Annotated in this window: 22 protein-coding genes; 14 read left to right on the top strand and 8 right to left on the bottom strand. The window is 69.0% G+C overall.

Features of this window, described 5'->3' with window-relative positions:
• Positions 1-7 precede the first annotated feature (7 nt).
• The 7 genes from rlmH to P2T65_RS17055 all read left to right on the top strand — a co-directional run bounded on the left by rlmH (position 8) and on the right by P2T65_RS17055 (position 7,479).
• On the top strand, positions 8-487 hold the full coding sequence (gene rlmH, locus P2T65_RS17025; protein ID WP_063187510.1) for a 23S rRNA (pseudouridine(1915)-N(3))-methyltransferase RlmH: 480 nt from the start codon (positions 8-10) through the stop codon (positions 485-487).
• Between the two features lie 18 nt (positions 488-505).
• Positions 506-1,921 (top strand): peptidoglycan DD-metalloendopeptidase family protein, encoded by a 1,416-nt coding sequence (locus P2T65_RS17030; RefSeq protein ID WP_063187507.1) that lies wholly within the window; start codon positions 506-508, stop codon positions 1,919-1,921.
• Positions 1,921-3,240 (top strand): S41 family peptidase, encoded by a 1,320-nt coding sequence (locus P2T65_RS17035; protein WP_055460413.1) that lies wholly within the window; start codon positions 1,921-1,923, stop codon positions 3,238-3,240. The genes P2T65_RS17030 and P2T65_RS17035 overlap by 1 nt, the downstream gene beginning before the upstream one ends.
• A 130-nt stretch (positions 3,241-3,370) precedes the next feature.
• Positions 3,371-4,444, top strand: coding sequence for a divergent polysaccharide deacetylase family protein (locus tag P2T65_RS17040; protein ID WP_276200296.1), 1,074 nt, complete (start codon positions 3,371-3,373; stop codon positions 4,442-4,444).
• Between the two features lie 2 nt (positions 4,445-4,446).
• A complete protein-coding gene (locus tag P2T65_RS17045; RefSeq protein ID WP_055460386.1) occupies positions 4,447-4,965 on the top strand; it encodes an RNA pyrophosphohydrolase in 519 nt (172 codons plus the stop codon).
• A gap of 66 nt (positions 4,966-5,031) precedes the next feature.
• Positions 5,032-5,646: a phosphatase PAP2 family protein gene (locus P2T65_RS17050; RefSeq protein WP_055460385.1), complete on the top strand. Its 615-nt coding sequence runs from the start codon at positions 5,032-5,034 to the stop codon at positions 5,644-5,646.
• 51 nt (positions 5,647-5,697) lie between these two features.
• Positions 5,698-7,479, top strand: a complete 1,782-nt coding sequence (locus P2T65_RS17055) for an ABC transporter ATP-binding protein (protein WP_276200297.1) — start codon at positions 5,698-5,700, stop codon at positions 7,477-7,479.
• A gap of 10 nt (positions 7,480-7,489) precedes the next feature.
• Here P2T65_RS17055 and P2T65_RS17060 read toward each other — a convergent pair whose 3' ends face one another.
• A complete protein-coding gene (locus tag P2T65_RS17060; RefSeq protein WP_055460383.1) occupies positions 7,490-8,212 on the bottom strand; it encodes a sulfur transferase domain-containing protein in 723 nt (240 codons plus the stop codon).
• 194 nt (positions 8,213-8,406) lie between these two features.
• Between P2T65_RS17060 and P2T65_RS17065 the strand changes: the two genes are divergently transcribed.
• The 3 genes from P2T65_RS17065 (at position 8,407) to P2T65_RS17075 (ending at position 10,406) form a co-directional block, all read left to right on the top strand.
• Entirely contained in the window at positions 8,407-8,913 is a 507-nt protein-coding gene (locus P2T65_RS17065) for a GNAT family N-acetyltransferase (protein ID WP_055460382.1), read from the top strand.
• Positions 8,914-9,021: 108 nt separating this feature from the next.
• Positions 9,022-9,558 (top strand): inorganic diphosphatase, encoded by a 537-nt coding sequence (gene ppa / locus P2T65_RS17070; protein ID WP_055460381.1) that lies wholly within the window; start codon positions 9,022-9,024, stop codon positions 9,556-9,558.
• 197 nt (positions 9,559-9,755) lie between these two features.
• A complete protein-coding gene (locus P2T65_RS17075) occupies positions 9,756-10,406 on the top strand; it encodes a LysE family translocator (protein ID WP_071923315.1) in 651 nt (216 codons plus the stop codon).
• 12 nt (positions 10,407-10,418) lie between these two features.
• Here the strand turns inward: P2T65_RS17075 and trmD are convergent, their stop codons facing one another.
• From trmD to P2T65_RS17105, 6 genes are all read right to left on the bottom strand, one after another.
• Complete coding sequence (gene trmD, locus P2T65_RS17080; RefSeq protein WP_055460379.1) at positions 10,419-11,108, bottom strand: tRNA (guanosine(37)-N1)-methyltransferase TrmD; 690 nt, start codon at positions 11,106-11,108, stop codon at positions 10,419-10,421.
• Between the two features lie 3 nt (positions 11,109-11,111).
• Positions 11,112-11,720 (bottom strand): ribosome maturation factor RimM, encoded by a 609-nt coding sequence (gene rimM / locus P2T65_RS17085; protein ID WP_276200298.1) that lies wholly within the window; start codon positions 11,718-11,720, stop codon positions 11,112-11,114.
• Positions 11,717-12,091 (bottom strand): 30S ribosomal protein S16, encoded by a 375-nt coding sequence (gene rpsP / locus P2T65_RS17090; protein ID WP_055460377.1) that lies wholly within the window; start codon positions 12,089-12,091, stop codon positions 11,717-11,719. Before rpsP ends, rimM begins: the two co-directional genes overlap by 4 nt.
• Positions 12,092-12,197: 106 nt before the next feature.
• Complete coding sequence (gene ffh, locus P2T65_RS17095) at positions 12,198-13,760, bottom strand: signal recognition particle protein (RefSeq protein ID WP_276200299.1); 1,563 nt, start codon at positions 13,758-13,760, stop codon at positions 12,198-12,200.
• A 543-nt stretch (positions 13,761-14,303) separates the two neighbouring features.
• On the bottom strand, positions 14,304-14,672 hold the full coding sequence (locus tag P2T65_RS17100; RefSeq protein ID WP_063187476.1) for a DUF488 domain-containing protein: 369 nt from the start codon (positions 14,670-14,672) through the stop codon (positions 14,304-14,306).
• Positions 14,669-15,508: a GyrI-like domain-containing protein gene (locus tag P2T65_RS17105; RefSeq protein WP_276200300.1), complete on the bottom strand. Its 840-nt coding sequence runs from the start codon at positions 15,506-15,508 to the stop codon at positions 14,669-14,671. The genes P2T65_RS17100 and P2T65_RS17105 overlap by 4 nt, the downstream gene beginning before the upstream one ends.
• A gap of 173 nt (positions 15,509-15,681) precedes the next feature.
• Between P2T65_RS17105 and dapF the strand changes: the two genes are divergently transcribed.
• On the top strand, positions 15,682-16,551 hold the full coding sequence (gene dapF / locus P2T65_RS17110) for a diaminopimelate epimerase (protein ID WP_063187471.1): 870 nt from the start codon (positions 15,682-15,684) through the stop codon (positions 16,549-16,551).
• On the top strand, positions 16,551-17,789 hold the full coding sequence (gene mtaB / locus P2T65_RS17115) for a tRNA (N(6)-L-threonylcarbamoyladenosine(37)-C(2))-methylthiotransferase MtaB (protein WP_276200301.1): 1,239 nt from the start codon (positions 16,551-16,553) through the stop codon (positions 17,787-17,789). The genes dapF and mtaB overlap by 1 nt, the downstream gene beginning before the upstream one ends.
• Positions 17,790-17,792: 3 nt before the next feature.
• On the opposite strand, the gene P2T65_RS17120 is transcribed toward mtaB, so the two are convergent.
• Positions 17,793-18,497 (bottom strand): GntR family transcriptional regulator, encoded by a 705-nt coding sequence (locus tag P2T65_RS17120; RefSeq protein WP_082464876.1) that lies wholly within the window; start codon positions 18,495-18,497, stop codon positions 17,793-17,795.
• Positions 18,498-18,888: 391 nt separating this feature from the next.
• On the opposite strand from P2T65_RS17120, the gene P2T65_RS17125 reads away from it, so the two are divergent.
• On the top strand, positions 18,889-19,896 hold the full coding sequence (locus P2T65_RS17125) for a 4-hydroxythreonine-4-phosphate dehydrogenase PdxA (RefSeq protein WP_055460371.1): 1,008 nt from the start codon (positions 18,889-18,891) through the stop codon (positions 19,894-19,896).
• A 52-nt stretch (positions 19,897-19,948) separates the two neighbouring features.
• Positions 19,949-20,944, top strand: a complete 996-nt coding sequence (locus P2T65_RS17130) for a tripartite tricarboxylate transporter substrate binding protein (RefSeq protein ID WP_245280593.1) — start codon at positions 19,949-19,951, stop codon at positions 20,942-20,944.
• Positions 20,945-20,969: the final 25 nt, after the last annotated feature.

Here is a 20,969-nt window from a genome sequence, read left to right on the forward strand (position 1 = left end):
GCGCCCCATGCGTCTCGCGATCGCGGCCGTCGGCCGTCTCAAGGCCGGGCCGGAGCGGGCGCTGATCGAGCGTTACCAGGAGCGCATCGCAGCGGGGGCGCGTGCGCTTGGCTTTTCCGCGCTCGAGGTGGCCGAGGTGTCGGAAAGCCGCGCTCGCCGCGAGGAGGACCGACGCCGGGAGGAAGGCGTCGCGCTGCTGCACAGGATCGGCGACAGCATCGCCGTTGCCTTCGATGAACGAGGCAAGATCCTCGACAGCCAAGGTTTCGCGCGGAGGCTCGCGGGCTGGCGCGACGGAGGAGCCACGGCCCTTACATGCGTGATCGGGGGTGCGGACGGCCTTGCGCCCGAAGTGCGAGAGCGGGCGCGCATGGTCCTGTCCTTCGGTGCCATGACATTGCCGCACCAGCTGGTGCGCGTGCTTGTTGCAGAACAGCTCTACCGCGCTATGACCATCCTTGCCGGTCATCCCTACCACCGCGAATGACCGGTTGCCGGAGGAAGGATGCCGCTGCGCCCGTCGAGACTTCTGAACCGGACAGCATCGGAGGCAACCCGAATCGCCTCTGCGCTGGCCTTGCTGCCGGGCCTCGCCGCGCCGCTCCTCGCGCAGGAAGCCCCGGAAGGCTCGCAGGAGCCGCCTTCCGCACAGGTGCCGCAGATCCCGCCGGAAGCACAGCGCGCGCTGGACCGGGCGGCGAAGACCGAGGAGGAGAGAGCGACGCGGGAGCGGGAGCTCGAAAAGCTCCAAGAACAGTTGCGCCTGAGCGAGGAGGCCCGCGACCGGATCCGCGCGGAGGCAGAGAGTCTGCGCGCCGACCGTTCCAAGCTCAATGCGGCGTTGATCGAGACCACGGAACGCACCAAGGCGGCGGAAGCCCGCGCAAGCGCCATCGAACAGCGGCTCGCCACACTCGACGCCAGCGAAACGGCGATCCGCAAGTCGCTGGAGAACCGCCGCGATGTTATCGTCGAAGTGCTGGCCGCCCTGCAGCGCATGGGGCGTCGGCCGCCGCCGGCAGTACTCGCAAGCCCCGACGACATGCTTGAGGCGGTGCGTTCCTCCATCCTCCTCGGCGCCGTGCTGCCCGAATTGCGGGGGGAGACGGAAGCGCTTGCCACCGATCTCGGCGAACTCGTGCGGCTGAAGGACGCGATCGCCAGCGACAGAGAGGCACTGGTGCGCGACCTTGCCACCCTCGCCAGCGAACGGGAGCGCCTCGCCGCGCTCGTCAACGCCCGACAGGAAGAGCTGGCGAAAGCGGAGCGGATCGAGGCCGACGAAAGCCGCAAGGCCAGCGAACTCGCTGCGCGGGCGCAATCCCTGGGCGATCTCATTCAAAAGATGGAGAGCGAGATCGCCGCCGCCCAGCGCGCCGCCGAGGAGGCGCGACAGGCTGCAGAGGCCCAGGCGCGGGAAATGCGCGAACGTCTCGCCGCCGCACCATTCGGCGATCCGGCGCGTCTTGCCCCCAAGATACCCTTTGCGGAAGCCAAAGGACTGCTGCCGATGCCGGTCAACGGCAACACGTTGCGCCGTTTCGGCGCGCCGGACGGCTTCGGCGGCACCACCAAGGGCATGTCGATCGCGACGCGCAACGGCGCGATCGTTTCGGCCCCGTCGGACGGCTGGGTGGCCTTTGCCGGCCCGTTCCGCTCCTTCGGCCAACTCTTGATCATCAACGCCGGCGGCGGATACTATATCTTGCTGGCGGGCATGGAGCGGATCACCGTGGCGCTCGGACAGTTCGTGCTCGCCGGAGAGCCGGTCGCCGCCATGGGCGAGACGGCGACACCCCTCTCGACGGCGTTTGCAGGTACGAGCGGTCCCGTGCTCTACGTGGAGTTCCGGAAGGATGGCGGGTCGATCGACCCAGGTCCCTGGTGGGCGAAATCGCAGGGCGAAAAGGTTCGCGGATGATGCGTAAGATTTCTCTTCTGATGGTGGGCGCCCTCATGGGGGCGGGTGCGGCGGTCGTCGTCACCCAGTCGCCCCTGTTCACGACGACCCGTGCGGTGGCGGCCTCGGCCGAGACCTACCGCCAGCTCAACCTGTTCGGCGACGTGTTCGAGAAGATCCGTGGCGACTATGTCGACGTGCCGGACGAATCGAAGCTCGTCGAGTCGGCCATCAATGGCATGTTGACGTCGCTCGATCCCCATTCGAGCTACATGGATGCCAAGAGTTACCGCGATATGCAGGTGCAGACGCGCGGCGAGTTCGGCGGCCTCGGCATCGAGGTGACGATGGAGGATGGCCTCGTGAAGGTCGTCAGCCCCATCGACGACACGCCAGCCGCCCGAGCGGGTGTCCTCGCCAACGACCTGATCACGCATATCGATGGCGAGCAGGTGCAGGGCCTCACCCTCAATCAGGCCGTCGACAAGATGCGCGGCCCGGTCAACACAACCGTGAAGCTGACAATCCGCCGCAAGGGACAGAGCGACCCGGTGGAGGTCTCGCTGACGCGCGACACCATCCGCATCCGTGCCGTACGCTCGCGCACCGAAGGCGACGTCGGCTACATCCGCGTGACCCAATTCAACGAGCAGACCTTCGAGAATCTCAAGACCGCCGTCGAGAAGATCGCGGCGGAGCTACCGGGCGACAAGCTGAAGGGCTACGTGCTCGACCTGCGCAACAACCCGGGCGGGCTGCTCGACCAGGCGATCCTCGTCTCCGACGCCTTCCTGGATCGGGGCGAGATCGTCTCCACCCGCGGCCGCAATGCGGATGAGACGCAGCGTTTCAACGCCAAGGCCGGTGACCTGACCAAGGGCAAGCCCGTGGTCGTGCTCATCAACGGTGGCTCTGCCTCGGCTTCCGAAATCGTCGCCGGCGCGCTGCAGGACCACAAGCGGGCGACGGTGCTCGGCACCCGGTCCTTCGGCAAGGGCTCCGTGCAGACCATCATCCCGCTCGGCGGCAACGGTGCCCTGCGCCTGACCACGGCCCGCTACTACACGCCTTCCGGCCGTTCGATCCAGGCCAAGGGCATCGAACCGGACCGCGAGGTGCTGCAGGACGTGCCGGACGAACTCAAGGGCAAGGACGAGACCAAAGGCGAGGCGGGCCTGCGCGGCCACCTGAAGAACGGCGAGGAGGAAGCCTCCGGCTCGTCGGCCTATGTCCCGACCGACCCGGAGAAGGACACCCAGCTCAAGGCGGCGCTCGAGCTGCTGAAGGGCACGCGCAAGGACGCCGCGACCACGGCCGAGAAGTCCGCCGTTCCCAACTGACAGACGCGGCCCTGCCGGGCGCGCCATCTCGACGGCTCACCCGTATTCTTGAAAGAATGCGGCGTGGGCCGTGTGATTCGTGACCCTGACAAGGGTCCAGCGCGGAACCTCTCGGTCGGAGACGCCGATCTTGCCGCAAGCGACGCTGAAGGATCTCGACAAACCGCTCGGACGCGACAACGGCCGCCGTCCCGCAGCGTCCGGCCGGGAGCGCCTGCTGCGTTTCGGCCTCGTCTGGGGTGTCGCGATAGGGGCCGTCCTTCTCTTTGGCGGGCATCTTCTAACCGGGGGGCTGATCTCGCGCTCTGCGTTGCGGCCCGCCGCGACGCCGGTTGCGGCAATCCCCGCGGTACCGGCACAGGCGGACGTACCGGCCGCCACCAAGCCGGCACCTCCGAGCAATGCCGCTCCACCCGCAAGCAATCGCAGGCCCGCATCCGACATCGAGCAGCAGGCCGGCGTCGCCGTGGTCCGGCCGGCCGGCAACGTGCCCGGCGCCATCATCATCTCCGTGCCGGACGGCAGCGAGCCCGGCCTTGCGCCGGCGCCGGATCCGCGCGTCACGGCTGACACGCCGGCCGGTCCCCTGCCGCGCATCGGCGATGACGGCAGCCGGGCGGCCGAGGTCTATGCGCGGCCGACACCTCCGCACGCCGCCATGGCTCCCGCCCGCATCGCGGTGGTGGTCGACGGGCTCGGGCTTTCCGAGGCGGCAACGCGGCAGGCCATCGAGACCTTGCCGGCCGACGTCACGCTGGCGCTCGCCGCGGCCGGTGTCGACCTGCCGCAGGCCGCCGCAGCCGCGCGGCAGAGCGGGCACGAAGTCCTGCTGTCGCTGCCCGCGGAGATTCCGGGCGGCGACCTCATCACTGCGATGGCATGCTTTGCCGGCTACGCCGGCATCCTCACCGCGACGAGCGCGGACCGGCTCGGGCCGCTTGCGCAGCAAGCCGAGCAACGCGGCCTGCTCCTGATGGCCGCCGGGGGATCTGACCTCCTGCTGCCGCAGACGATGCCCGCCGAAGCCGTGGAGCAGGCCTTCGCGCGGGCCGAGCGGCTGGCCCAGCGCAACGGCCGCGCGATCGTCGTCGCCGAAGGATCTCCTTCCCTCCTGCGCCAGCTGGCACGCTGGACCGCGAGCCTCGAGCGCCGTGGCGTGCTGCTCGTGCCGGCGACGTCCCTCATCGCCAATTCCAAAGGCTGAACATGTCGGGTTTCGAACATCTGCCCTATCGGCCCTGTGTCGGCATCGCGCTGTTCAATGCGCAGGGGCTTGTCTTCATCGGCCGGCGACCGGTCAACGGCAATACGGAGAAGGTGAGCCCCGATCACGCCTGGCAGATGCCCCAGGGCGGCATCGATGATGGTGAATCGCCACAGGAAGCGGCCATGCGCGAGCTGTACGAGGAGACTAACATCCGCTCGATCTCGCTCATCGCCGAGGCGCCCGACTGGTTCACCTATGACCTGCCCGGCGCCTTCATGGGCAAGGCCTGGAAGGGCCGCTACCGCGGCCAGAAGCAGCGCTGGTTTGCTTTCCGTTTCGACGGGGACGAAAGCGAGATCGACGTCGCCCACCCTGGCGACGGCCACAAGGCCGAGTTCGACAGCTGGCGCTGGGAGCGCCTGGAGCGGCTGCCTGAACTTGTCATTCCCTTCAAACGGGGCGTCTACGAGCAGGTTGTCTATGCCTTCGGCCCGATAGCCGCCAAGCTGGCAGGCTAGACATTGTCCGGCCTTCCGATGGCGTCCACACACCAATCCGTCGTCCCCTGGCGGGCCGGGTGGCCCTTGATCGGCCTTGCAGCCCTGCCCTTCGTCCTCATGGCCGTCAGCCTCGGCGCCGGGACGATCGGAGCTCTCGACCGCAGCATCCTGCTCGCCCTGCGCGATGGGGAAGGCAATCCCATCGGGCCGTGGTGGCTCATCGTCGCCGCACGCGATGCTACGGCGCTCGGCAGCATCACGGTGCTGGTGTTCATGGCCCTTGCGGCGATCGCCTATTGCATCGCGGATGGCGCACGCCGGGATGCGGGCGTGATCGCCATCGCCTTCATTGGCGGGGTCGTTCTGAACACGGGCCTGAAGCATATCATCGCCCGCGCGAGGCCCGAGCTCGTCAACCACGAGGTCATGGTCTACACGCCGAGCTTCCCCAGCGCCCATGCGATGTTGACGGCGACACTCTTCCTGGTCATCGGAGCACTCGCGGCAGCCGGCCAGTCGAACCCTGCGGCGCGCCACTTCGTCCTTGCCGCGGCTGTCGCCATGATCGTCATCGTCGGGCTCAGCCGTGTCTTTCTCGGCGTGCACTGGCCATCGGACGTGCTGGCGGGCTGGAGCGCCGGCATCGCCTGGGCGCTCGTGTGCCTCCGGTTCCTGGGCCCCCGGCCTGCGACGGCCTGACCGCGTGCCGCCCGTTGTACGGGGCGGCGCCCCGTGCTAGCGGCTCAGCACATGAGCAAGCGCCCGCCCCTCGTCACGAGAGACACCCTGCCGACCCTCATGCGCCTGTGGCGCGAATGGGTACGGCCCCACTGGCGAACGCTGGCGCTCGTGCTCCTGCTCATCGCCGTCGTCTCGGCGGCCACCGGCGCCTATCCGCTGCTCATCAAGGAGGCCTTCAACGCCTTCGAGCAGAAGAACGAGGAGGCACTCCTCCTCGGGCCCGTCCTCGTCATCGTGCTGACAGCGATCCGCGGCGGAGCGCTGTGGGGGCGCGCGGTGCTCACCAACAAGGTGGTGACGAGCGTCGAGGCCGACATGCAGACCGCGCTCTATGCCCACCTCATCGATGCCGACATTGCCCAGCTCGGACGCGAGAGCCCGGCGGCACTGACGCAGCGCTTCACCACGGATTTCGCCTTCATCAAGGAGGCGCTGACGCGCGTCTTCACGGTCTTCCTCAGCGATCTCGGCATGGTGATCGCCCTCGTCATCTCCATGCTGTGGATCGACCCGTGGCTGACGCTCGCCGCAGCTGTCGTCGCGCCCTTCGCCTCGCTGCCCATCTCGCGCATCGGCCGCAAGCTACGCCGCGTCGCCACCTCGACGCAGGAGGAGATCGGCGCCATGGCGAGCCACGTGTCGGAGAGCCTCGCCGGCGTGCGTGTCGCCAAGGTCTTCTCGCTCGAGGACTATCTGAAGCAGCGCGCAGCGGATGCCTTCGAGACCGTTCGCGCGCTCAGGATGAAGGCGGCCAACGCCCGCGCCAAGCTCGACCCTCTGCTCGAGATCGGCGGCGGCGTCGCCGTCGCGGGAGTGCTGGTGCTGATCGGCTGGCGCATCATGCGCGGCGAGAGCACGGTCGGCGACTTCACCGGCTTCGTCGCCGCCTTGCTGATGGCGGCGCAGCCCATCCGCGCCATCGGCAATCTCAACGCCATCGTCCAGGAGGCCATGGCGGCGCTGAAGCGCTATTTCGCGGTGATGGACGAGAAGCCGACCATCCTCGACCGGCCCGGTGCCCGGCCGCTCGTCGTCTCCTCCGGCCTCGTTCGCTTCGAGAACGTGCACTTCCACTACCGCTCCGACGTGCCGGCCCTCGACGGCATCGACCTCATCCTGCCGGCGGGACGCACCACGGCGCTCGTCGGTCGATCCGGCTCGGGCAAGTCCACTCTGATGTCACTGGTGCCGCGCCTTTATGACGTCACGCAGGGGCGCGTCACCATCGACGGCACGGACGTGCGCGCGGCGACGCTCGCCAGCCTGCGCACCAACATCGCCGTCGTCAGCCAGGAGGTGGTGCTGTTCGACGACACCGTGCGCGCCAACATCGCCTTCGGCCGCCCCGGTGCCGATGACGGGGCCATCGAAGCGGCGGCAAAGGCGGCGGCCGCGCACGACTTCATCATGCGCCTGCCGGAGGGCTATGGCACGCGGGTCGGCAGCGCCGGGGCGCGTCTTTCGGGCGGCGAGCGCCAGCGCATCGCGCTGGCCCGCGCCATCCTGAAGGATGCGCCGATCCTTCTCCTCGACGAGGCGACAAGCGCGCTGGACACCGAATCGGAGAAGGCCGTGCAGGAGGCGCTCGCCCGGCTGATGCGCGGGCGCACCACCATCGTCATCGCCCATCGCCTGTCGACGGTGCGCGATGCGGATCTCATCGTCGTCATGGACGGTGGGCGCATTGCGGAGACCGGGCGGCACGACGAACTCGTCGCCCGCGACGGCATCTATGCCAAGCTCTACCGCCTGCAGCTCGCCGACGACGTCACGCCCGTGCAGGCGAAATAACCTGGCAATTTCACTCGCGCCGCATGATGCGGTCGACGATCATGTCGGAGAAGAAGCCGGGCTTGAACTCGCGTTCCAGCCGCTCGGGATCGTAGCTCTCGGCAACCCAGGTCAGGAAATCCTGCCCCCTGGGCTCACCCTCGCGCCGGTAGGTCTCGAAGAAAGCATCGAGAATGCCGGTCTTGGCAAAGCGGAAATGGCCGAAGCGCAGCGAGAGCTGCCGCATCGCCTCGGCCACTGGCCGCTTTTCGTGGATGACGAGGTAGAGCGCCGCCATGAAGCCGGCCCGGTCGGCGCCCGATTTGCAGTGGACCAGGACCGGATATTCCAGCGTCTCGAAAAAATCCTTGGCCGCGAGGATCGTCGCACGGTCGGGCGCTCCGCGCGAGCGCACGACGAAATCGGTCAGCCGGATGCCGAGCTGTTCGCAGGCCTCGCGCTCGAGCGGCCAGGAGCCGTATTCACGGCCACCGCGCAGGTTGACGATGGTCCGAACGCCGGCCCGCGCCGCCGCACGGATCTGGTGCGGCGCCGGCTGGGCCGCGCGCCAGAAGCGCTCGGTCACGCGGTGACGGTTGAGGTAGGCGAGCCGGAAGATGCCATGATCGACGAAGACCATGTTGACCCAGGCGCGCCAGCGGTCGAGCCCGTCGGCGACGGGTCTGTCCCAGCGGGCGATGCGCGCCATGCGGCGCCGATAGCGCTCCTCCGGCTTTCGGAAACGGTTGATCAAGCGTCCTCTCGACACATGCGGCCATTGGTCCCGCTCCTCATCGGAACGGTCCCGGCGCGCAGACGGCTTTCATCCCGCGGGGCATAGCAGCCCCGGTCGAGGCCTGCAATCTCACCGATGTAGATACACAAAGCCTGTTCAACAAGGCGTGTGGGCCTTGTAAGGGGGGGCGAAGCGCGCGTATTTTGGTTGTCATGAGCGAGCTCGTCATCAGCCTGCGACCGGCACGCCCCACCGATGCGGTGGAACTGGCGGCGGTGCATGATGCGGCCTGGAAGGAAGCCTACCGGGGCGTTCTGCCCGGCGTCGTCCTGGAGCAGATGCTCGCCCGGCGCGGCCCGCGCTGGTGGCGCAACGCGGTGACGCGGCCACGCCGCATCAGCGTCGTCGATTTCGGCGGGAAGCTGGCGGGCTATGCTATCTACGGGCCGACGCGCAGCCTCAACCTGCCACAGGGCGGCGAGATCGACGAGCTCTATATCGACCCCGTGATGCAGGGTATCGGCCTTGGCACCCGCCTGTTCGCCGCAGCCCGGCAGGAACTGGCGGCGGAGGGCCGGCGCGGCCTTGTCGTCTGGGCGCTTGCCGACAACGAGCGTGCCTGCCGCTTCTACGAGCGCCTGGGCGGACGCGTCGCGGCCGAAACTAGCGCCCTCTTCGGCGGCCGGTCCTGTGCCAAGGTCGCCTATACCTTCGCCTGACACTGCCTTGTACATGAAGGGCCGGCTTGCGAAGCCGGTCGCACGTGCGTACTAGAGGGGCGGCCGCAAGGGTGCGGCGCACCATCTGCCCTCAGGAGTGACATATCCATGCGTCTCGACGCGATCGCGATCGGCAAGAATCCGCCCCACGACGTCAATGTCGTCATCGAGGTGCCGATCGGCGGCGAGCCGATCAAGTACGAACTCGACAAGGAGGCCGGCACGCTGGTCGTCGACCGCTTCCTCTACACGGCCATGCGCTATCCGGGGAACTACGGGTTCATTCCCCACACGCTCTCCGATGACGGCGACCCCTGTGACGTGCTGATCGCCAACACGCGCGCCATCGTGCCCGGCGCCGTGATGTCGTGCCGCCCGGTCGGCGTCCTCATCATGGAGGATGAGGCGGGTCAGGACGAGAAGATCATCGCCGTGCCGTCGCGCAAGCTCACCAAACGCTACGACCGCTGCGAGAATTACACGGACCTGCCCGAGATCACGCTCAGGCAGATCGAGCACTTCTTCGAGCACTACAAGGACCTCGAGCCCGGCAAGTGGGTGAAGGTGGTGCGCTGGGGCGACGCAGAGGAAGCCCGCCGCCTGGTCCAGGAAGGCATCGACCGCGCCAAGGGCGCCAAGAGCTAAGGCCCGCGTCGGGCACAGGCTGCCCTTGCTGCTGCCCGATCTTGTTTGACCCGCATTCGTCTTTGCTTCTCACCCTCTGCCCGCCTGCGGGGAGAGGGTGAGAGCACCGACCCACCATCTGCCGCTGGCAAATCCCGATTGACAGCTTCGCCCGGCCGCAGGCTTGATGGCGAAAATCCTTCGCGAGGACGTGCGGAATGGACATCGTCATCCCCGGCGCCGCCAATCTCGGCCTGTTCGTCAGCGCCGCCCTTCTTCTGCTTCTGATCCCCGGCCCGGCCGTGCTCTTCATCTTCGCCCGCTCGATCGAGCAGGGGCGACTCGCCGGCTTCGTCTCCATCGCCGGCATCCATGCGGCGACGCTGGTGCATGTCTTCGCCGCGGCCGTCGGCCTGTCCGCGGTGCTCGCTTCCTCGGCGCTCGCCTTCAGCATCGTCAAATATGCGGGCGCGGCCTATCTTATCTGGCTCGGCCTCCGGAAGCTCTTCGGCCCCGCCGAAATCACCTCGGTCGATGTAGCCCTGCCCCGCCACAGCCATGCGCGGCTCTTCCGCGACGGCTTCATCGTCAACCTGCTCAATCCGAAGACGGCGCTGTTCTTCCTCGCCTTCCTACCGCAGTTCGTGGAGGTGAGCCGCGGCTACGTGGCGATGCAGATCGCCTTGCTGGGCTTCATCTTCACGGCCCTCGGCCTCGTGACCGACGGTCTCTATGCGCTCGCGGCCGGCACGGCGGGCAACTGGCTGAAGCGCAGCCGCGGCTTCCTCAGACTTGAGCGCTATGTCAGCGGCGGCCTCTACATCGGCCTCGGCGTGACGGCGGCCTTCGCCGGCAACGGCAAGAAATAGGCGCGGCTTCTTTCAAGTCTTCCGCTGTTGCCACAGGTCCGGGCGGCGCGCGCGCGTCAACCGCTCCGCTTCTTCGCGCCGCCAGCGCGCGATGGCGGCGTGATTGCCGGACAGCAGCACGTCGGGAATGGCACGCCCCTCCCATTCGCGCGGGCGCGTGTAATGGGGATATTCGAGCAGGCCGCCCTCGAAGCTCTCCTCCTCGCCCGAGGCCTCCTTGCCCATGACACCGGGCAGGAGGCGCACGCAGGCGTCCATCAGCACCATGGCCGCGATCTCGCCGCCGGAGAGCACGTAATCGCCGATCGACACCTCCTCGAGCCCGCGTCCCTCGATGACGCGCTCGTCGACGCCCTCGAAGCGGCCGCAGACGATGACCGCGCCGGGGCCGGCGGCAAGGGCGCGCACGCGCGGCTGGTCGAGCGGGCGCCCCCGGGGGCTCATGAGGAGGCGCGGCCGCGGGTCGTCCGCGGGCGCGGCGGCATCGATGGCGGCGGCGAGCACGTCGGCGCGCAGCACCATGCCGGCGCCGCCGCCGGCGGGCGTGTCGTCCACCGCCCGGTGGCGGCCGAGGCCGTGGGCGCGGATGTCATGGGTGTCGAGCTGCCACAGGCCGCGCGCCAACCCCTCGCCCGAGAGGCTCTCGCCGAGCGGGCCCGGAAACATCTGCGGATAGAGGGTGAGGACGGTGGCCTGCCACATGGGTCAGCCCTCGCCCTCGTCGTCCTCGTCGCCCGCAGCGAGGCTCTCCGCCGCCACGACCACCCGGCCGCCGACGATGTCCACCTCCGGCACGAACGCCTTGGTGAACGGCCACATCACGGTGGGGCCGCCCTCCGCCGGGGCGACCTCCATGACGTCGCCCGCCCCGAAATCGTGCAGGGCGACGATGCGGCCGAGCACCGTGCCGGCCGGATTGTGAACGGCAAGGCCGATGAGGTCGGCCTGCAGGTATTCGTCCTCGTCGAGCGCCTCGGCATCAAGGCTCTCGCGCGGGACATAGAGGCGCAGGCGCGTCAGCGCCTCGGCCGCCGTGCGGTCGGTGATGCCGGCGACGCGCACGACGAGCATGTCGGCCGTGCCGGCGACGGGCCGCGCCGCCTCGATGCGGAAGCGGCGGCTGCCGTCCTCGCTCTGCAGGGTCGTGAAGCGGGCGATGGCCGCCGGCTCGGCGGTGTAGGACTTGAGCCGCACCTCGCCCCTGAGCCCCTGCGCGCGGCCGAACTCGCCGACGAGCACGAGCCGCCGCGCCGCGCCCGACGAAGCGGGGGCGGCGGACGACGGCCCGGTCGCCCTTGAGGAGCGGCGGCTCACGCCTCGGCGGCGGCTTCAGCCGGCGCGGCAGCGGCCTCGGCCGCGGCGGCACGCTCGGCGGCGCGCTCCTGTGCCTTCTTGCCCGGCTGGGCCTTCTGCGGGTTGTTGCGGGCCGGGCGCTTCAGGACGCCGGCGTTGTCGAGGAAGCGCAGCACGCGGTCGGTCGGCTGGGCGCCCTTGGCGATCCAGGCCTTGGCCTTCTCGATGTCGAGCGCGACGCGGGCCGGATCGTCCTTGGCCTTCATCGGATCGTAGGTGCCGATCTTCTCGATGAAGCGGCCATCACGCGGGGAGCGCGAATCGGCGACGACGATGCGGTAGTAGGGGCGCTTCTTGGCGCCGCCGCGCGTCAGGCGGATCTTGAGAGACATAGGTTCTTCCTTTCCACTTTCAGTTGGTCCAGCCCGGCGGCACCCAGAGGTCCGCCGGAGCCGATATCAGCCGCCGCACGCGCAGCGGGTTGATCTCTTCAAAGGCTCACTTCTTCTTGCCGAAGGGGAAGCCGGGAAGACCGGGCGCTCCCGGCCCTTTGCCGCCGAGCCCCGGCAGGCCGGGCAGCTTCGGCGCCCCGAAACCACCGGGCGGCAGCGGCGGCAGGCCGCCGGCGCCACCGGGCATGGTCTCGGGCAGGCCGCCGGGCAATTGCCCCTTGAGCTGCTCCAGCATCTCCGGCGTCGGCTGCGGCATGCCGCCCCCGAGGCCGAACATCTTGCCGAGCGCCCCGCCCATGCCGCCGCGTCCCCCCTTGCCCATCATCTTCATGACGTCGGCCATCTGGCGGTGCATCTTCAGCAGCTTGTTGACGTCCTCGACCTTGGTGCCGGAGCCGGCGGCAATGCGCTTCTTGCGGCTGGCCTTGAGGATGTCAGGGTTGCGCCGCTCCTTCGGCGTCATGGAATCGATGATGGCGCGCTGGCGGCGGATGACCTTGTCGTCGAGATTGGCGTTCTCGAGCTGGGCCTTCATCTTGCCGATGCCCGGCAGCATGCCGAGCACGCCCTTCATGCCGCCGATCTTCTCCATCTGGCCGAGCTGCTCGCGCAGGTCGTCGAGGTCGAAGGCGCCCTTGCGCATCTTGTCGGCGATGCGCTTGGCCTTCTCGGCGTCGATGGTCTCGGCCGCCTTCTCGACGAGGGAGACGATGTCGCCCATGCCGAGGATGCGGTTGGCGACGCGCCCGGGATGGAACTCCTCCAGCGCATCGACCTTCTCGCCCGTACCGACGAGCTTGATGGGCTTGCCGGTAACGGCGCGCATGGAGAGCGCGGCGCCGCCACGGCCGTCGCCGTCCATCCGGGTCAGCACGATGCCGGTGACGCCGAGGCGCCCGTCGAAGGCCTTAGCGGTATTGACCGCATCCTGGCCGGTGAGGCTGTCGGCGACGAGCAGCACCTCGTGCGGCGCAGTCGCGGCACGCACCTCGGCCGCCTCCGCCATCAGCGCCTCGTCGACCGTAACGCGGCCGGCGGTGTCGAGCATGACGACGTCGTAGCCGCCGAGGCGGGCCGCCTCCATGGCGCGACGGGCGATCTGCACCGCCGACTGGCCGGCGACGATGGGCAGCGTGTCGACGCCCACCTGCTTGCCGAGCACGGCGAGCTGCTCCATGGCCGCCGGGCGGCGCGTGTCGAGCGAGGCCATGAGCACGCGGCGCTTCATCCTGTCGGAGAGGCGCCGGGCGATCTTGGCCGTCGTCGTCGTCTTGCCCGAGCCCTGCAGGCCGACCATGAGGATGCCGACGGGCGCGGGGGCGTTGAGGTCGATCCCCTCGGCCTCCTTGCCGAGCATCTCGACGAGGGCGTCGTGGACAATCTTGACGACCATCTGGCCCGGCGAGACCGACTTGATGACCTCGGCGCCGACGGCGCGGCTGCGCACCGTATCGGTGAAGGAGCGCACCACCTCGAGGGCGACATCCGCCTCGAGCAGCGCGCGGCGCACCTCGCGCAGGGCCTCGTTGACGTCTTTCTCGGTCAGCGCGCCGCGGCGCGTCAGGGAGCCGAGAATGCCGGACAGCTTGTCGGACAGGCTTTCGAACATCGTCTAGCGGTCCTCCGATGGGGTCCTGCCGGCACGCGGGCAGGACGAGGCACTGCGCCCGACATGGGCCGCCCCGATCCGTTCCGCAATGTCCGCCTCAGCGCGTCGCATCATGTCTTCCCGTGACCCGAGGGCCCAAAGCGAAACGCACCCGAGGGCGCAACGCGCTGTCGGGTGTTGACCTCCAGCCTCACGGGCTGGGCGGCGGCTCGCGAACGGACCGTTCGGGCTTTGACCGCGTCCTTATGCTGCGGCAGGCCTTGCGAGTCAAGGAAAAGGGAATGAGCGCCGCCGTCTCGCCCGCTGCAGAGACGCTGCAGAGATAAAGATCGAGAGGCCACATACGAGCCGCGCTGTTCCCCTCCCCCCGCTTGCGGGGGGAGGGGTTAGGGGTGGGGGGCGGCTCCGCCAGGGCAACGGGACCCCAGCCATGACTTGCAAACTACCTGCCTGCTGCACCGCCCCCCCAACCCTCCCCCTACTGCGTGGGGGGAGGGAGGAGCTTCGGCGGCGATGTCTGCATGCGGCGGGCCGGAATGAAGCCTATTCCTGCCGCCCCAGCAAAAATGCCCTTAGCAGCACGGCACTGTTCTGTTCACGGTTGCGAGCGGCCGACAGCAGCGTGATCTTGCCCTTCTTTGCCTCGGCCCGCAGCATCGCAAGACCTGCCTTGGCATCGCTCTGCGCCGCCTCGAGCTCCGCGCGGTAGCGGGCCTGGAATTCCTCCCACTTCGCCGGTTCGTGGCCGAACCACTTGCGCAGGTCCGGCGAGGGCGCGACCTCCTTCAGCCACAGATCCCACGGCGCCGTCTCCTTGGCGATGCCGCGCGGCCACAGCCGGTCCACCAGGATGCGCTTGCCGTCCCCCTTCTCCGGCGGATCGTAGACGCGCTTGACCGCGATCTCGCTCATTGCGGGGCTCCCGCTTCTGGTGTCTTCGGGGCGTCTGTACCTGGCTCTGCCGGCGTGGCGGGCGGGGGCGCGGAGGCCGGCGGCGGCGCGCTGCCAGGAGGGGCGGCGGGCGGAGGCGCGCCCGCCTCGACCGGCTGAACGTAGATGTAGACCTCGAGGCCGGCATCGTCGCCGCTCGTCAGGTCCGTCGCATATTCCTCGATGAACATGTCGCGGACCGTGATGGCCTTGGCGTCGAGATAGGCGGTGATCGCCTCGTAGGTGGAATCGATCTCGTCGTAAGGGCCCTTGTGCACGAAGCGCAGGGCCTTGCCCGAAGGCGTCATTCCAAAACGGATGCCTTCCGGCGGCGGGACTGCACCCGCAGCCGGGGCCGCCTCGACCGGCAGCAGCGCGTCGTAACGGAACCCGGTGTCGTCGGTCTCGAGGAAGAGCACCACGGGACGACCCACGATCTTGACACCGGCACCGTCGAGAAAGTTGCGCAGCTTGCCGAAGGCGTCCTTAAGGGTCCTGACGATATCGTCCCACTGCGCCCGGCCGCCCGCGATGGCGGCCGGCTTCTCCGGCAGCGTCACCTCGTCGACATCGCCGGCATTGGCCGGCGGCGGCACGAGCGTCGGCTGCGCGGGTGTCGACAGGCCCGGCGGCGGGGGCGGAGCGTCCGCCGGCGGAGGGGCTTCGGCGGGAGCGGCCGAAGCAGCGCCAACAGCCGGGGCATCAGCCGGCGCCGGCGCGGCTGCCGCCGGTCCCGCGAACAGGAGGACGAGAGCGCAAGCGGCGGCGAAGATCCTGCCGCGAGCCGCACCGATCAAGGGCCACGAAGCCGTCGTCATCTGCTGCACCCAACCGTTCGCGCGAACCCGCGAATCGCCCTCCCCAGTCTCCCCGACCATAGGCGGCTTTGGGCGAGGCCGCGAGACGCACCGTTGCGGAAGGGACTCGCGCTTTTGCGCGACATGGCCCATATACCCGAGGAAATTTCGCGGCCCGGCCGCCGGACGACACGATGAACGCGCTGATCGGACACCCCTTTCTCAAGATGAACGGCCTCGGCAACGAGATCGTCGTGCTCGACCTGCGCGGGGAGCGGCACGTCGTCACGCCCGCCGAGGCGCGCGCCATCGCGGCCGATCCCGCCTCGCATTTCGACCAGCTGATGGTGCTCAACGACCCGCGCACGCCCGGCACCGACGCCTTCATGCTGATCTACAACGTGGATGGCTCACTCTCCGCCTCCTGCGGCAACGGCACGCGCTGCGTCGCCTGGGCGCTGACGCGGGACGGGGCGCGCGACGAGCTCCTGCTCGAGACCGAGGCCGGGCTGCTCGCCTGCCGGCGCGAGGGCGAGTGGCTCTTCACCATCGACATGGGCGCGCCGCGCCTGAGGTGGGACGAGATCCCGCTCGCCGAGGAGTTCCGCGACACGCGCGCCATCGAACTGCAGATCGGCCCCATCGACGCGCCGGCGCTGCACTCGCCCTCGGTGGTCAGCATGGGCAACCCGCACGCCATCTTCTGGGTGGAAGACGTCGAGGCCCACGACCTCGCCCGCCTCGGGCCGCTCCTCGAGAACCATCCGATCTTCCCCGAGAAGGCGAACATCTCGCTTGCCGCGGTGAAGAGCCCGGAGCACGTGGTCGTCAAGGTGTGGGAGCGCGGCGCCGGCCTGACGCGCGCCTGCGGCTCGGCCGCCTGCGCCGTCGCCGTCGCGGCCGCGCGCAAGGGTCTCGCCGGTCGCAAGGTGCGCATCACCCTGCCGGGCGGTGACCTCTTCATCGATTGGCGCGAGAGCGACGGCCACGTCATGATGACGGGGCCGGTCGAATTGGAGCACGAAGGCCGGTTCGCCCCGGAGCTCTTTGCGGAAACGGCCTGATGGGCGTCGAGGTTGTCACCTTCGGCTGCCGGCTCAACATCGTCGAGTCGCAGGTCATGAAGCGCCACGCCGAGGCGGCGGGGCACGACGAACTCGTCGTCGTCAACACCTGCGCCGTCACCAGCGAGGCGGTGCGCCAGGCGCGCCAGACCATCCGCCGCCTCAAGCGTGAGCGGCCCGACGCCTCGATCGTCGTCACCGGCTGCGCGGCACAGGTCGACCCGGCGAGCTTCACGACGATGCCCGAGGTCGCGAAGGTTCTCGGCAATGCCGAGAAGCTCGAGGCGGCGAGCTGGCGCGGGCTCGCCGCCGGCGAGAAGGCGGCCGTCGGCGACATCATGACGGTGCGCGAGACGGCGACGCATCTCGTCGACGGCTTCGACGGCCATGCACGTGCCTTCCTGCAGGTGCAGAACGGCTGCGACCACCGCTGCACGTTCTGCATCATCCCGTACGGGCGCGGCAACTCCCGCTCGGTGCCGATGGGCGCAGTGGTCGAGGCTGTCAAACGCCTCGTCGACAACGGCTATCGCGAGGTGGTGCTGACCGGCGTCGATCTCACGGCCTATGGTCGCGACCTGCCGGGCGCGCCGCCGCTCGGCCGGCTCGTCGGCCAGATCCTCAGGCACGTGCCGGACCTGCCGCGGCTGCGTCTGTCGTCCATCGATTCCGTCGAGGCGGACGAGGAGCTCCTCGCCGCCATCGCCGGCGAGCGGCGGCTGATGCCGCATCTGCACTTGTCACTGCAGGCCGGCGACGACATGATCCTGAAGCGCATGAAGCGCCGGCACCTGCGCGAGGACGCCATCCGCTTCTGCGAAAGCGTGCGGCGGGCACGGCCCGACATCGTCTTCGGCGCCGACATCATCGCCGGCTTTCCGACCGAGACGGAGGAGATGTTCGCGCGCTCGCTCGCCATCGTCGGCGAATGCGGGCTGACGCACCTCCATGTCTTCCCCTTCTCGCCGCGGCCCGGCACGCCGGCGGCGCGCATGCCGCAATTGCCGCGCGAAGTGGTGAAGGAGCGCGCCGGGCGCCTGCGCGCCGTCGGCGCAGAGGCCCGCCGGCGGTTTCTGGCCACCCAGGTCGGCACCCGCCAGAGTGTCCTCGTCGAGCGGGGCGACGTCGGCCATACGGAGGGCTTCGCGCTGGTGCGCCTGCCGCCCGGCCTCTCCGTCGGCGCTGTCGTCGACGTCGCCATCGCGCGCCACGATGGGGAAGCGCTGATCGCCGCCTGAGGTCTATGGGAGCGTCTCCCTGACGCGTTCCCAGCTGTTTCGCATGTGATTGGCGAGGATTATGGCGAGGCGGTCGGGGTCGCGGGCGGTGAGGGCCGCGATCATCTCCTCATGCTCAGAGACGGCCTCGTCCCACTTAGGCGGCTCCTGGTTGCCGAGGAAGCGGATGCGCTTGAGGCGCGACTGCAGCGTCTCGTGGATATCGGCGAGCACCGCATTGCCCGAAAGGCGCACGATGGCCGTGTGGATGGCTTGGTTGAGCTTGAAGTACTCAAGCCGGTTGCGGCTTTCGTAAAAGGCCATCATGCGCGCATGCAGGCCGGCGACCGCGGCGATGTCGGCGTCGCTGGCGTTGGCGCAGGCGAGGCGCCCGGCCTCGGCCTCCAGCGTCGCCAGTACGCTCAGCATGTCGTAGACGTCCTTCGGCGAGAAGCGGCGCACGATGGCGCCGCGGCTCGGCACCAATTCGATCAGCCCCTCGCGCGCCAGGAACTTCAGCGCCTCGCGCAGGGGCGTGCGCGAAATGCCGAGCGCCGCGCCGAGCTGGCCCTCGTGGACGCGCGTGCCCGGCGCCAGCTGGCCTTCGGTGATCATGTCGCGAATGCGGATGACGACCTCGTCGTGCAGCGTGCGCCGGGCGATGGGGCGAGCCTCATCGGAGGCCGCCTCGGGCCTGTCCGCCGACGGGGCGATGGTCTCGTCTGTCATGCTCACCTGTGACCTGGGCCTCGTGTTCGGCTCGGAATAGGAGCGCCTTGGATCGCCAAGGGATCTTGTCCGGTCGCCCTGGGGGGAAGGGATCGGCGGGCGAAGGGTCGGGCCTGGTCAGCCGTGACCTCTTCCGCTGTCCCGCCGACGCTCCCTTGGCAAACCCTTCGACTCCCTCGGCGAATCCTTTGCGCATCAAGGGTCATGATGCCTGCGGTCGGGGCGCCGGTCAATTGAACGCTGTAGGATGGCATTCTGTATACAGCATACTTGACGACAGCATTGCACCCCTCTAGCTTCCCCAAGTCATCTCGAGGAGGTCCGCACCGTGGCTCTCAGGCCGCTCAATTCTGCTCCCCAGCCGACCGTCACCCCAACGATCGCACTCGCCATGGGTGATCCCGCCGGCATCAGCCCGGAACTCATGGCCAAGGCCCTCGGCCTCGACGATCTGCGCGCCGCCGCCCGGCTCGTCGTCTTCGGCGACCGGCGCGTCCTTGCCGCCGGCGCCGCCGTCGCGGGCGTTTCTCCCGAGATCGCCGTCGTTGGCGATCCGGCCGAGGCCTCCGCGGACGAGACCCGCCCGATCCTTGTGGACCTTGGCCATCTCGACCCAGCCACCATTCGCCCAGGGGAGGTGAGCCGCGCAGGAGGCGCCTTCGCCGTCGCCAATTTCCGCGCCGCCCTGGACTACGCCATGGCCGGCCATGCCCAGGCAGTCGCCTTCACCCCCTTCAACAAGGCGGCCATGCGCCTCGCCCACCCCACCTACGAGGACGAGATCACGTTCCTCAAGGAGGAGATGGGGGAAGACGGTCCAGCGAGCGAGTTCAACATTCTCGAGGGCCTGTGGAATGCGCGCGTCACCTCGCACGTGCCGCTGAAGGATGTCGCCGGCCTGATCACGCGCGAGGCCGTGCGCGATGGCCTCGCCCTCGCCGACGACGCCATGCGCCAGGCTGGGTTCGTACGCCCGCGCATCGCGGTGGCGGGACTCAACCCGCATGCGGGCGACGGCGGCAACTTCGGCCGCGAGGAGATCGAGGTGATCGCACCGGCGATCACGGAGGCCAAGGCCCGCGGCATCGCCGCCGATGGACCGTTTCCGTCCGATACCGTCTTCCTGCGCGCCAGGGCCGGCGCGTTCGACGCCGTGCTGACCATGTACCACGACCAGGGTCAGATCGCCATGAAGCTCATGGGCTTCGACCGCGGTGTCACCCTGCTCGCCGGCTTCCCTGTCCCCGTGCTCACCCCCGCCCACGGGACGGCATACGACATCGCCGGAAAGGGCATCGCAAACATCGGCGCAACACACGCCGCATTCGCGCTCGCCGCAAAAATGGCCGGCAAGAGGCTTGCGGCGCACGAACCGGAAGCCCGCACGGCCGCCGGCTGAACAATCCGCCCGGTCCGTGGCGGCAGGGAAGAGGAAACTGGAGGAAACGATGATGATGAAGAAAGCACTGATGGCGGCAACCGCGCTCGTCGCGGCACTGGGCATCTCGGCGGCCGAGGCCGCCTGGAAGCCCTCGAAGCCGGTCGAGTTCGTGGTCACGTCGGGCCCCGGTGGCGGCACGGACCAGTTCGCCCGCACCGTGCAGGCCATCATCACCAAGCACAACCTGCTCGACCAGCCGGTCGTCGTCGTCAACAAGGGCGGCGGCAGCGGCGCCGAAGGCTTCGTCTACGGCAAGACGGCGGCAGGAGAGCCGCACAAGGTCATCTTCGCCACCAACAACGAGTGGCTGCTGCCCCTCGTCGCCAAGCTCGCCTTCAAGCCAGACGACCTGACCCCGGTCGCGGCGATGGCGGTCGACGAATTCCTGCTCTGGGTGCCGGGAGATTCCCCTCACCAGGACGCCAAGAGCTTCATCGAGGCGGCCAAGGCCGCGCCGGGCAAGATGAAGATCGGCGGCAGCCAGTCGAAGGACACGGATCACATCCTCGTCAAGCAGATCGAGAAGGCCGCCGGCATCAAGGTGACCTACGTGCCCTTCAAGAGCGGCGGCGAGGCGGCGACCCAGCTGGCCGGCGGCCATGTCGACGCCAATACGAACAACCCCGCGGAGAACCTCGGTCAGTGGAAGGCCGGCGGCGTGCGCCCGCTTTGCGTCTTCGCGCCCGACCGGATGGCCAAGGGCGAGCCGGTGGTGGACGGCAAGGGCTGGGCAGATATCCCGACCTGCAAGGAGGCCGGGGTGCCGCTCGAGCACTACCAGATGCCGCGGACCGTCTTCCTGCCCGGCGACGTGCCGCAGGAGGCCGTCGCCTTCTACGTCGACCTCCTGAAGCAGGTGCGCGAGAAGCCGGAATGGCAGGAGTACATCACGCGCACGTCGCAATCGAACCGTTTCTTCGCCGGCGAAGACTTCCAGACCTTCATCAGGAACAATGAGGATGAAGGCCGCGCCGTCATCGCCGCCGAGGGCTGGCTGGTGAACTGAGGCGTCGACACGCTCTCGTCTGCGA

Origin of the sequence: Chelatococcus sp. XZ-Ab1 (assembly GCF_029309855.1) — a bacterium.
GTDB classification, from domain to species: Bacteria; Pseudomonadota; Alphaproteobacteria; order Rhizobiales; family Beijerinckiaceae; genus Chelatococcus_A; species Chelatococcus_A sambhunathii.